General features: G+C 37.9%; 8 protein-coding genes and 1 pseudogene. All 9 read right to left on the minus strand.

All coding sequences use genetic code 11. The features are described 5' to 3' along the window. Positions 1-39: 39 nt before the first annotated feature. Positions 40-1065 carry a sialidase family protein gene (locus BGC7_RS18185; protein ID WP_255351471.1) on the minus strand — a complete coding sequence of 342 codons (1026 nt, stop codon included), beginning with the start codon at positions 1063-1065 and terminating at the stop codon, positions 40-42. Then, positions 1045-3384, minus strand: a pseudogene (locus tag BGC7_RS11320) (glycoside hydrolase family 3 N-terminal domain-containing protein); the annotation flags it as partial. The pseudogene BGC7_RS11320 and the gene BGC7_RS18185, both read right to left, overlap by 21 nt. Positions 3385-3562: 178 nt before the next feature. Continuing rightward, on the minus strand, positions 3563-4771 hold the full coding sequence (locus tag BGC7_RS11325) for a DUF1735 and LamG domain-containing protein (protein ID WP_050701700.1): 1209 nt from the start codon (positions 4769-4771) through the stop codon (positions 3563-3565). Between the two features lie 12 nt (positions 4772-4783). Further along, positions 4784-5770 (minus strand): BT_3987 domain-containing protein, encoded by a 987-nt coding sequence (locus BGC7_RS11330; RefSeq protein ID WP_050701701.1) that lies wholly within the window; start codon positions 5768-5770, stop codon positions 4784-4786. Between the two features lie 24 nt (positions 5771-5794). Next, positions 5795-6796 (minus strand): glycoside hydrolase family 18, encoded by a 1002-nt coding sequence (locus BGC7_RS11335; RefSeq protein ID WP_050701786.1) that lies wholly within the window; start codon positions 6794-6796, stop codon positions 5795-5797. A gap of 38 nt (positions 6797-6834) precedes the next feature. Further along, positions 6835-8430: a SusD/RagB family nutrient-binding outer membrane lipoprotein gene (locus BGC7_RS11340; RefSeq protein WP_050701702.1), complete on the minus strand. Its 1596-nt coding sequence runs from the start codon at positions 8428-8430 to the stop codon at positions 6835-6837. 12 nt (positions 8431-8442) lie between these two features. Further along, complete coding sequence (locus tag BGC7_RS11345; protein WP_050701787.1) at positions 8443-11745, minus strand: SusC/RagA family TonB-linked outer membrane protein; 3303 nt, start codon at positions 11743-11745, stop codon at positions 8443-8445. Between the two features lie 283 nt (positions 11746-12028). Then, positions 12029-13045 (minus strand): FecR family protein, encoded by a 1017-nt coding sequence (locus BGC7_RS11350; protein WP_050701703.1) that lies wholly within the window; start codon positions 13043-13045, stop codon positions 12029-12031. A gap of 63 nt (positions 13046-13108) precedes the next feature. Beyond that, a complete protein-coding gene (locus BGC7_RS11355) occupies positions 13109-13684 on the minus strand; it encodes an RNA polymerase sigma-70 factor (protein WP_050701704.1) in 576 nt (191 codons plus the stop codon). Between the last annotated feature and the right edge of the window lie 77 nt (positions 13685-13761).

Below are 13761 nucleotides of genomic sequence, written 5' to 3' on the forward strand. Positions count from 1 at the left end.
AAATAGCAAGTTGTATCTAGAAAACAGTTTCTAAATTATTTACTTTACATTAGCGGGAAGAACATATAGCTGCGAAGGATCTATCTCAACATATTTGACATTCTCTCTTCTCCATGTATAAACAATATGTACAATTCCTTTCTTATCCTGAATAACGGATGGATATGAATATTCTTTTATGGGAGAATCCTCCAACACAAGAATATTATCCCAATGAATACCATCGTTCGACACAGCTACATTCAGTGGTGTACGCATTCTTGTCATATATGCGCTTTGTGAGGCTTTCACATGATTATAAACCATAAGAAAACGCCCGTCTGCCAAAGCTATGGCATCCAGCCCCGAATTATTATTAGGGAGATGTAACGGAAAAGACTTTGTCCAAGTCTTCCCCTTGTCGGAAGAAAAAGATGAGACTACAGCCTCATTCTGAGAACGACAAACGGTTTGTAATGTTCCATCTTTATGCTGTAATATAGATGGCTGAATGATACTACAGGTTTTATCATTTATCGGATTGGTTTTCGTCCACATTTTTCCCAGATCGTTTGTAAATTCAAAATGAACTTTCCATCCATCATTTTCTGTACTCGATCCGCAAATAAGCGTTTCGTCCACTAATAATGGACGATTTTTGATCGGTCCTAAGAAGCCCTCCGGTAGTGCTTCCGGCTTAGTCCATGTAAGCCCGTTATCAAATGACCGAATAAGATAGCCCGACCAATCCTGAACATTGTATCCGATCTTATAGAAAAGAATAAGCTCTTTTCCCTGAACTTGAAACAAAACAGGATTGTAGCAAGCCTTACGCACAGAATCATTTACAATTCCATCTACGACTTTTACCGGAGAAGTCCACTCTGAACCAACTCTACGACTAACATAAATACTCACTTCGGGATGTCCCTCATACTCTCCGCCGAAGAAAGCCGAAACCAAGCCTGCCGGAGTCTCTTCTATTGTTGCAGAATGAACGGAAGGAAAAGAAACTTTGTTGATATCGTAAATAAATTCATCAGTTAATATTGCTTGTTTTGGATTAACTGTTATTCTTTTTTCCAATTTTATATTATCGGAAGACGAACCAACCATAAGAGTAAAATCACCGGGTTCTACAACCTGTTCCAGATTTTTATCTAAGATAGAAAGATCATCCTTATTTAGATGAAAAGTAATTAGCTTCTCTTCTCCTTTTTTCAGAAAAACTCGCTCAAAATGTTTCAATTGTTTTACAGGCTGTACGAGAGATGCGAATTCATCTTTCACATACAATTGAACGACCTCTTCGCCATCATATTTCCCTGTGTTTTTCAAAACACAAGAAACTTCAAAATCATACAAGCTAAGCTGTTTCGTGGTCATATTAGTATATTCAAATTGAGTATAACTCAATCCATATCCAAAAGAATAGAGTGGCTTAGATGTCATTTCTACATAATCGTGCCCCCACGGATTTTTTCTATTATAATAGACAGGTATTTGCCCCACCGATCTGGGAACAGATATAGGCAAACGTCCGGCTGGATTATAATCGCCGAATAAAACATTTGCAATAGCAGCACCGCCTTCTTGTCCGGGATACCACCCTGTCAACAAAGCATCGGCATATTCATGAGCCCAATTCATATTCAGAGGACGACCTTGTATGTAGACAACAATAATAGGCTTTCCTGTTGCTTTAATGGCCTTCAATAGTTCGAGTTGTTTACCCATTAGTTCGAGCGATGAGCGGTCAAATCCCTCGCCGCTTTCCATATCGCTTAAGCTTTCCGTAGAAGAAATAGCAGCACCGGTTTCTATATATTTGGTTTTAAAATCTCTGGCACTGGAACCTCCTACAACAACTACTGCCACATCAGCTCTCAAAGCTGCTTCAACAGCTTCTTTTATAGATAAATCCGTTGTATCACGAATAGCACAACCCTTAACATATTCTACACGAGAACCTCCTATTTTCGATTTTATACCATCCAATACTGTGATAATATCTTTTCTATTTTGAGGAGCAGTATAGTCGCCAAGCATATTATATGGATTATCTGCATTAGGACCTATTACTGCTATTTTATTTTTTTTGCTCAATGGTAAAGTTTGTTTCTTATTTTCCAGCAATACAATAGATTCTTGTGCCAATTGACGTGCCAAAGAAATATGTTCCTTTGTCTTCACATTTTTTGAGGCATCGTCTATTTTAACATAAGGATTCTCAAATAATCCCATATCAAATTTCAGCTTCAATACTCTATATACAGCTGAATCAATATCGGACATATTAATTTTTCCGTTCTTAAAAGCATCCCCCAGCAAACTAAAAGAGTTAAAGCCTAAATCTACATCAACACCCGAACTTAAAGCCAGTACCCCTGCATCTTCGAGAGACTTACTAACTAAATGTTGTTCCTTTAATCCATCGACACTAACCAAATCTGAAACAACAAACCCTCCAAAATTCCACTTATCTTTCAGTATATTTTTCAACAAATCACTGTTTGCTGTACAAGGAATACCATCTACTGAGTTGTATGCCGTCATTACAGAAAGTGCTCCAGCCTCTATTGCTTTTTTAAACGGAGGAAGAAAGTTTTCATGAATTTCTCTATTCCCTACCAATGCAGTATTTCCATTATGCCCTCCTTCGGGAATTCCGTATGCTATAAAATGTTTAAGTGTAGTAATTGTGCTATAGGGATTATTAAGTTGTCCTTTTCCATTACCTTTGGCTATAGCTGCACCTAATGTAGCTGCCAAAACAGGGTCTTCGCCAAAAGTTTCTTCAACTCTTGACCATCGTGCATCGCGCACGAGATCCAGAACAGGGCCATAGCTAATATGTGCTCCTTGCGAACGAATCTCTTTCGAAATAGCCCCCCCCATCTTTTCCAACAAAACAGGATTCCAGGTCGAAGCCTGCCCTATACCTGAAGGAAATACTGTTCCCCCGATAGCCATATGTCCATGAGGTGCCTCTTCTGCTATAAACAGAGGAATACCTAAACGGGTATTTTCCAGAACATAGCGTTGTAAAGCATTTCCCACTTTTGCAGCCAAAGTAGGCGACAGTCCATTCTCTATTGTTTTTTTTGTCCATGGATCAGCTCTATAAACAGCCCACAACATGCCAATATGTTTGTTTTGAACAAGATCTTTAAACTTTTCTGAATACGTTACCTCGTCTCCCTGCCTATCATACATCTCCCAACCCAAGGGACAAAGTAATTGTCCTACTTTCTCTTCCAAGGTCATTCGGCTCAGAAGATCCAAGACTCGCTCATGACTACTCAACTTTGAATCTTTGTACGGCAAATTATCGCTCGTATTTGATGAAACCCTACATACAAACAGGCTAAAAACAAAAAGGATAAGGCAGTATCTTTTCTTCATTTTATTGATATTATAACAGAGTAGGTAAAAACCATATTACAAACAAAAACTTACATTTCTTATTTTATGTAAGTTACATTATATATAAAAAACCTGTCACTGCTTTTGTTTGCAGATTTAATTGCATTTGAAAACAGCGACAGGCAAAAATTACTTTAATTTATTGAATAGTGTTTATTTAAAAAGGACATTTTTGATTATCTACCCATTGTATAGTCCTGTATGGCTTAGCATTATATCCGTGTCCTGTCATATCAAGAACAGTACCATCATCTTGGGTTTCGCCATTAAATCGCCAATAAGCTACCAACCCTTTACTGGTAGGATCCACATAGCATATACCGTCTTCAAGTTCGGCTCTGGAACGAGCCACATTCCAGACACGGCATTCGCTTATATAACCATTAAAAAAGCGTTGATAACCAACAGAGCGCCCTATAGCAAACGTATCCTCCCATGTATGACCATCATAAGCCATGCTAAGATTGATAGTACCTCCATTCTTCGTTTCTACAAAGTGAATCTGTTCACCATCTAAATAAACACGAAGATATTGTCCATCGTATACAGCAGCAAAATGCAACCAGTGACCAGTACTGAATTCTTTATCCACCCAAGATTCATAATGATCTTTCTTGTCAGGATGAGTAGCTGAACCTATAGAACCTTTTGACAATTGCAATTTGTTCGTAGGTTTACCGGCACCATCACCAAAACGGAATAAGAAATTTTCTTCACAGCCAACCAACGAGCTGATACCACCTGCACCATTTGGTGTAGTAGGAAAAGAAACAGGAAGTACTTTCATTTCCAATGTCATTTGACCAAGAGCTTTTACCGGACTATTTTCTCCTCCAAATCCAGGAATATCGAAGCAGTTGTTACGAGCCAGATTAGCAGCCTTAATATTAATAACCTTAGTAAGCATAACATAAGCAGTGCGTGAATTTTCCAATACTCCTAAATCTCCTCCTCCTTCTACAGAAGATATAGATACAGGCAGACAGTATGATACTCCCTCTTGCAATTTATCTGCATCTGCACTCATTTTAATTTGTGTAGACTGATATTTCCCTGTACTAATCAATACTTCCGAACCATCTATCGTATAACTGCCTTCAGGAGGTAATTGACTATTACGACCGGTAGATTTATTGAACTCAGCAAGCAACTCCGGAGCCGGCGTCAAACTTATTTTCACATCGGTATCCGTCTTGGCTGTCGATGTCACTGTAAGACCTATACTAGACTCACCATCTACCAAAAAGCGAACAGTAGAAGAGGTTAATGTTCCTGTCATATAAAGAGCATCGCCAAAGTCGGGGCCTTCTTTGCAGCCTGTAATACAAAGCAGCAAAGCAAATAAAGATAATATATATTTCTTCATATTCTTCAAAAATTATTTTGCATAAACATTAAATATACTGGCATACAGAGTCGTATTAGAGGTTGACCCCGAACTTTTAACAATTCTAATATATCGAGTAGTAACAGGTGCATAAAACACACAGAAAGTTGAAGATTTTGTTAATGTACCTTCCAGTTTCCATGTGGCACCATCATTACTCGAAAATATAGTCATACCACTGGTAAAAGAAGACGTGCCAGTAGATCTCTGAAGTCTGATTGCATCAAATGTATATGACTTTCCCATATCTATATCTAAATTGATAGTTGGAGCATTATACAAATAGCAATAAGCTGAAGTCGCTGTCGTAAATAAATACGAAAGAGGTTGATAGGAAGTACTTACAGTAGCATTAGTAGTTGCCGACCAACCAGTTTGATCTGCTACCAATGTACCTGTAATACTACCTACTACAGCATCATCATTCACATTATCTTTATCTTCTGCTACAGTAGCAATCAGATAGGTAGAAAAAAAGTTCGAGCTTGATTGAGATTTTCCTCCTTCTGTTGAAGTAATACGCAAAGGAATAAGATATCCCTTTTCGCTTCTAAGTGTTGTAAGGATACTATTATCATTGGTCATAGAAATGCGAAGAGTATCTGTCGTAACCATACTACCCGCCGGAATATTCATAGTCGCATTTTCTATTACTAACGCTGATGTAGGTATTGCTTCATAGTCAGTACCATGCTTTTCATTATAAGCAGCAATCATGGAATTATCAACTTCTACAGTAGCCTTAATATTTTCGGAAGCTTTCTGTGTACACTTCAGCGGAATTTCAAATTTAAGATTACTTACAGTAATTACAGGAGTGTGTACAACCTTATATGAGCTCGATTTATCGGACATATATACGCGATTGTGTTCATCGCCGGGAAAATCGTAAGTATCTTCATCATCGCTACAGGCAACAAAACTCATTGCATAAATAACCAGCATAGTTGCATAAAAGATATTTTTTATATTTTTCATACTTATTTTTTTATTAAAGTGATATTAATAAACTGCCGGATTTTGGATTTGAATACACTCTCTGAAGCGCTTGTATGGACTAGGGTTGTTTTCATGTACATTATAGTCACGGTGTATAAAGAAAGCGCCGAAACCTCCTTTTCTTCCATTAGCCGGCTTATAGCGCGCTTGAGTATACATTGTACTCATATTCCCTTTCCAATTATCACCCATATTACAGCAATAAACTACTTTCTCATTAGGCCATGAACCAGCACCTGTTCCACCACCATAGGCTTGTAAAAAACAATAGTTGCTATAAGGAGCAAGCTCTACCATACCTGTACTGGTCTGGTCGATATTCAGCAATTTCTTTGTATCAGTAACACCTTTTCCATATCGTTCTTGAATAAGAGCAAGACGTTCTTCTTGTGTTATATCAGGATTGGGCCCCATGTATTTTGCCATATACTTATAAAAATGAACAAAATAGCTACCACTAAGGAAGTCTCCTTCCGGTTCATAATCAGCATCAAATCCATCTAGATCGTTCTCAAAGACCTGATCTAAAAAATATTCAGCATACATCTCAATAGCTCTATTGATAGCGGCAGTCTTTTCTTCTCCGGCAGGCATTTGACGAGCTTCATTGTAAGCTTTCTTAAAATCATGATCGTCAGTTTCAGCATCGATACGAGTAATAGCTACAGCGAGCATCTTAGTACCTTTCACCTTCTGCACAAAACGAATCTCTTCCCAAATAGCTGTATTTTCTTTTGCAGGAATACCACCCCACATAGAACAAATGTCGAGACTGTCGGGTAATCCCATAAAACGTACCCCTAAAGAATTTTGTGCCCCGTATTGAGCAAACCATCCGAAAGCAATTTCGTGATCGCTTGCTTTATAGTCTCGCAAATTCTGATAATATAAGTCACTGTAGGTATAAGGATTCTGAACAGATTCCGTTTCAATATCTTTATCGCACGAAATCATAAGTATACCCCCTATTACTACAAGAGCCAATAGATATTTAATTGTTCTCATAATCTTATTAATTATTTTATTAGTTACTTGACCTGCTGTTATCTCACGTCCCACCATAGTTTGGTTCCGGCAATGTCACTGCCTCCTAACAATGATACAGCAGCTTGTGTATTCTGACTATTGTTGGAATACTCTGTTGTCGGAAATTTAAGGCGACTGATAAGTTCACCACTTGCAACTTCCGTAGTATAATTATAAGAATTAATTCTTACAAAACCGGGATAGCCTGTACGACGCATTTCGCTCCAAGCCTCTTGTCCATCAGGATAGAGAGCAATCCACTTCTGAATCATTATACGTTCCAGTTTTTCTTCAGCAGATGCCCCTTCCGACCAGGCAATAGTTCTTAGAGAAAGACTACTACCCACATTTGTTCCTGCATTGGTAACAGGATTGGTATACGTAGAAAGAGGTAAGTTCGTTGCATTAGTAATGTAAGTATCTACTCCGGAAGCTCCTTTAGAAGCAAAAGAAGTACGAATACCTTGCTCATAATAACTCTGTACTGTTCCTGTACCTAGATTCAATCTCAATTTCGCTTCAGCAAGAAGGAAATAGGCTTCAGCCGCATCCATCCACTGCATACTACTATTTGTTTCGAAATTAAGACCGGAAGCCGCTGCTACATAAGTATCTTTTGCCAAATTAGTCATACCGTTTCTTACACCATGATATTTTCCATCCTTTGCCGCTGTACGGAAATATCTTGAGATACGCGGATCTCCATAACCATTCAGGTAACAGTCCATAGTGGCTCCCATACGCATATCCTTAAAACTTTCACTAACTTCCCAAATAGGATTGGTGAATGTAAAGGATGTTGTTTGGTGCAAAAATGCAGAGTCATCGGAAGAAGTCATCAGACCAGAGCTGTGATTAATAGCCGCAGTGGCCTCTGTCTGAGCCTTAGTCTTATCTACGAAGGAGATACGCATAGCTAAGCGCAAGCGAAGAGTATTGGCAAACTTAATCCATTTGCTCACATTACCACTATAAATATAGTCATACTGCTCCATGTATTTAGCCGAGTTACTATTGCTATAAGCCGTCAGAACGTTAATAGCATCGTCCAATTCATCAAAAAACTGATAATAAACATCTTTTTGGCTATCGTAAGGCACTTGAGTAGAAGTTCCAAACTTGCTGTAAGGAATAGGCCCGTACATATCGGTGATGCGACTCATTCCCAATACTTTTATAACGGTAGCCATTGCTCTCGACACAGAACCCTGATCGGTTACATCGACGATCGATTTCCACGGCTGCATGATATATGTATACGCATCTTTGAAAGGAGCACCATACCAGTCTTTATAAAGCGCATAGTGATCGTTGTGATACGTAGTGTAACTATATGTATTGATATTAGCTATATAGCTCGCAAAAATGTCGCCGGTCAGCATCTCTGTGATTTGATATTCACCACCAAGATCTTTACCTACAATAAATACCCCTTTCTCCATCTGAGTAAAATATGCACCAGTATTCAGATTATCCTGATCCATCTGTCCGGGAGTTACTTCATTAGGATTGATATTCCATTTCTCGAACTGATCGGTACAAGAAGAAAAAAGCAAGCCTCCTACTAATAGTGTACCACTAATAAGTTTTGTATATTTCAATATCTTTTTCATCTTAAGAATTCTTTAGAAGTTTAGTTTAACAGAGAGACCAAGATTACGTAAACTCGGCATCATAAAGTAATCCATACCACTGAAGTGAGTTCCTGTACTTGCAGTCAACTCGGGATCGTAAGGAGCTTTGCAATAGAACATAAAAAGATTACGTCCTGTAAAAGCCACATTCATACCACTGATCCAAGGTATAACTTTCGTAACCGGAACATCATAACCTAAAGATAGTTCGGCAAGACGAACGTTAGTTGCACTATATACATACATAGAACCTGCACCTGTACCTATTGTTTCATAATATTTTTGAGCGGCAGGAACCAAGTAACCATTAATTATAACACCTCCGGCATCACGAGCCTCTGCTGAGACTTTTGATGTACCATAAGAGTCCATTAAGGCTTGTGTCATAGACACTCCTATACCTCCTACACGTGCATTAACTAAAAAGCCAAGTGTCAATCCATTCCAACTAAAAGAGTTGCGCCATCCCATAGTATATTTCGCTTGTGAGTTTCCGGCATAGATCCACCCGTCTTTTCTATCACCTGCATTTTCGTCAACTGCTACTGTATTGTTTACATAGTCAACGTCAATATATCCATGATTATCGGTGCGCAGAGCTGTTACATAAAGATCTCCAATAGAACCACCTTCGGTCAAACGAGACATAACATTACCTATACCACCTAAATCCAGCATATCCTGTTCTGTTGTCAGATCATTATTCAATTTGGTCGGCTTCAACAGTTTTATAATTTTATTACGATTAAGCGTATACGTAAAGGTCGAATTCCACTCTACAGGACCTACCGGTTGATTAAGTGACAGACTAACCTCGATACCTTTATTGTCTACCTGACCTCCGTTGATATAAATAGAAGTATATCCGGATGAAGCAGAAAGTGAAGGGTTGAATAACTGATTGTAAGTAGATGTTTTATAAAGAGATACGTTCAACGCCAGCTTATCGCCCCAAAAGCGTGATTGCATACCAACTTCCCAAGCTTTAGTACGTTCAGGTTTGATATCTGTATTTGGATAAGTAGAAGCCGTAGTCGGCGTACCCGATTCGTAAGGATAAGTCTGATAAGCAATGTAACGGGTAGGAGCATTACCGACTTCACTATAAGATCCACGCAATTTCAAAAATGTCAAAACATTATTTTTTATCGGGAATAAATCGGTAAGAATAGAAGACAGACCAACCGAAGGATAAGCCACAGAGCTGGTATTAGTCCATGCTAAAGCAGACGACCAATCTATACGTCCGGTCACATCAAGGTAGAGCTTACTTTGCCAGCCAACTTGTGCAGTGGCAAAAATAGACTGTGTTTGATCGTGATACCCATCCTGATCGAACTTAGCTTTCGATTGGTTGAGATTCTTAAGAGTAAAGCTATTTGCCACAGAGTTGAGGTCACCTCCTACACTGTAGTATTGATAGTTTACATCTTGAATACTGGTACCGACAGTACCTGTAAGAGAGAAATCTCCAAAGTATTTGTCAATGTTCAGCATCAAGTCTCCGTAAAGCTGGCGAGTAGATAAATCTGCTTTGTAGTAAGCACCATACATTCCTGCAAAAATAGCATCGGTAGTTGCCGAATATTTCTTTTCGTTTATGGCAGAAGTGTAGTCCATTTTAGCACGAGCACCCAAAGTAACTCCTTTTACAACATCATAATTCAAGCCTCCACTTACAAGAAAGCGATTCTTATGATTGATAAAGTTATCACGTTTGGTAACCCAGTAAGGGTTCTGCATACCAAGTCCCATATTACCCCAAGGCCAGTATTGTGTTTTGAAACCACGGCTTTCATCGTACATTTCAAATAACTGATAAGTTTCGAGATTATAACTTGGCGACATCAGATAAGTAGAAACAATAGGGTTGAAATATTGCCCCTGAGAAATCATATTCTGCTCGCGAACATTCATATAAGTAGCACTAAGATCGAGACGCAACTTATCATTAAGCATATTGGTTGTATTACGAATCGTAAAATTGTAACGATCGAGTGTATTGTTTAATACGATACCTTCTGCATTAGTGGCAGCCAGAGAGAGAAATGTTTGGTTCTTCTCATTACCGTTACTGATAGTCAATGAGTTTGTTTCATTCCAACCGGTCTGAAAGAAATCCATTGGGTCGTAATTACTTGGCTGAGCAAGTTTCTGCCCCCAACTCTTGAGAGAACCAGTAGAGGCTCCGTATGTATTTTGAAATTCGGGAGTGATAAACGGATTATAAAACGAAGTATTATTAGCGTAACTCACACGCAACTTGTCTTTTGTTCCTTTTTTTGTAGTAATCATGATTACTCCATTAGCAGCATCACTACCATAAAGAGCAGAAGCAGCAGCACCACTAAGTACCGATATGCTTTCAACATCTTCCGGATTGATCATGGATGCACCATCACCCGATTGTCCCATACCTGTAAAATGATCGTCAGGCTGTGTAGTCTCTAATGAAGGCATAGGAATACCATCTATCACATACAACGCATTGTTATTGCCAGATATGGATTTAGCTCCACGCATTACAACCTTAGCTCCACCACCGATACCCGAAGAACTGGTATTGATAGCAACCCCGGCGATTTTACCAGACAGACTGTTTACGAAGTTAGCATCTTTTACTCCGACAATCTCATTGGCCGATATTTCTTGCACATTGTAAGAGAGAGCTTTCATTTCTTTCTTGATGCCGAGAGCTGTGACAACAACCTCATTAATAGTGAAAGCTGCATCTTCCAATACTATGTCATAAACAGACTTACTATCCAGAAAAGCTTCCTGAGGTTTCATTCCAACAAAGGAAATATGGATAGATTTCACTCCATCGGGTACCGTCAATGAGAAATGCCCGTCTACATCAGTCATACTTCCCAGTGTAGTTCCTTTTACGACGACCGATGCACCAATAATGGGTTCGCCACTTTTGTCTTTTACTGTTCCTGTTATTTTTCGCTCCGTTTGAGGAGATTGTTGAGTGTTTTGAACATTCGTCGCTTTTTTAGAAAGAACAATCTGGTCACCCTCGATCTTATATATAACATCTGTTTGTTTAAAAATAGATTCAAGGATTGATTCTATGGATTGTCCTTTTGTATTAACACTTACCTTTCTGTCTACATTTATTAGTTTACTGTTGTACAGAAAGTAAAACCGGGAATTTTCTTCGATAGAGTTTAAGACTTCCTCTATTGTGGCATTCTTCAAATTTAAGGTTTTTATGACAGTCTGTGAATACACACTGTTGGCTCCCACATGAAGTATTATTCCAAATAACAATATAATTGTAATTCTCATAAAAATTGGGATTTTGGGTATTAAGCTAAAATAACGCTTATTACCTTTTTTTTTCAGTAAATTCTTCATACTTTTACTAGATCAAAAAAATTAGGTGATCAACTTAATTAATTTATTACCATTTCGTTAGGTGAGATTTTCGCTTTGGTAATAAATTTGATAATTTAGGGGGAAAAGCAGTCTAGCTTTTTCCCTTTTCTTTAGTTTTCCTTTCTCATAGTGGTGTTTTTTTAAGGTTAATGATTTATTCTAAGATGTTAACATGTTTAAAACAATGAGTCTATTAGTTTTTCATACTGATTATAACTACTCTTTTCGAGAAACTATTATCTCCAGACTGTTCCGGTTCAATCATTTTATACTCTATCGGAGCTGTTTTTTCCAACAAACGGAGTATTTCGCTTAAGGTTTCTGTCGTAAAGGTGGCAGAATATTCATAGCCATACAATTCTTTTCCTTCCAGGCGTATATCGACATTGAAGTGGCGAGACAAACGTTGTACAACCTCCGTCATACTAGCTCTTCTAAATATCATTTTCCCTTCTACCCATCCTGTCTTGACAGCAAGATTAGCCTCTTCAACCTTCATAGACCGATCTTCCTTCATGTAAGATAAGTGTTGTCCGGGAATAACGTCTTTTGCAGTTGGACTATCCATATTTTTCACTTCAATATTACCCTTTACCAAGGTAACATCGATACCTTTATCTTCATGGTATGCATTTATATTGAATTCTGTCCCATAAGCACTCACTACAAGATCGTTAAACATTACCACATCGAAACGATTCGCTTTATCTGAACTAACCTTAAAGTAAGCCTCTCCCAAAAGATGTACAACCCTTTTGTTTGAAGTAAATTTCTGAGGATAGATTAATTTAGATCCGGAGTTTAACCACACTTCAGTACCATCAGGGAGCATTGTTCTTGTTATCAGTCCATAGGCAGACGATACTTCTATTTGTTGTACAGGAATATCTTCATTTGATTTGAAATACCAAAAACCAGTCAAAAGCAGTATAGGAAGCAGTAATATTGCTGCTGCGTTGCGCGTAAAATTTAGAAATCTAGTCTTATACCTATCTTTACGAATTCGATTAGAAACTATTTTCCAGTTCTTCTCAGTATTGGCTTTAGTATGCAGTTTCAATTCTGATGAAGTTTTCCAAATAAAAGTTATATCATCGACTTCTTTCTGCAATTCTGCTGAAGCCTCTATTTGTTCTTCAAATAGTTTTTGTTCTTCGGCAGGTAATTTCCCTTCCAGAAAAGTAATTATATATTTGGTATCAATATTCACTTTTTTATCCTTTTATATACTAGACGAACGAAATAGGATATACCCTATGAAAAAATATATAAATTACCAGAAAAAAAGAATAAGAAGAGGTAAATAATCTTTTAATTCGACCCTTAAAGTCTTAAGGGCTTTAGTCATATGGGCTTCCACCGTCTTTATTGAGACACCCTGTTGTTCTGCAATTTCTTTGTATGATTTGCCTTCAAAACGGTTTAGCTCGAATACACTTCTCACGTTTTCAGGTAATTTTGCTAGTGCTTTTATAAGCATTTGTTCCAGTTCGATGTGAGAATACAGGTCGTCTGATGCATATTTCGATTTGTCTAAAACTTCTCTTTCTTGCCATAAGCGAGCCGAGTCTTGTTTTCGTAGATAATCTATACACGAATTGCGAACACTGGTAATAAGAAAGTTTCGGCTTGATGTATTTATCTCTATCGTCTTTCTGTTTTTCCACACTTTAAAGAAAGTGTCTTGTACTAAATCTTCACACGTATCCCAATCATCAATATGTCGATGCGCAAATACGCACAAAGAAGAGAAAAACTCAAAAAACAAAGAGCGAAAAGCATCTTCATCATCATTAAGAGCTATCCTCCAGAACAATTGATCTATTGCATCTGAATTAGTGAATCCCATGTATCAAAATTATATAAAATGTTTAATACTTCTGCGATATCAATATTTTTTTAACTCAGAATGCATTGTGCTATGTG

The sequence above is a fragment of the Dysgonomonas sp. BGC7 genome (genome assembly GCF_001261735.1).
Classification (GTDB): Bacteria; Bacteroidota; Bacteroidia; order Bacteroidales; family Dysgonomonadaceae; genus Dysgonomonas.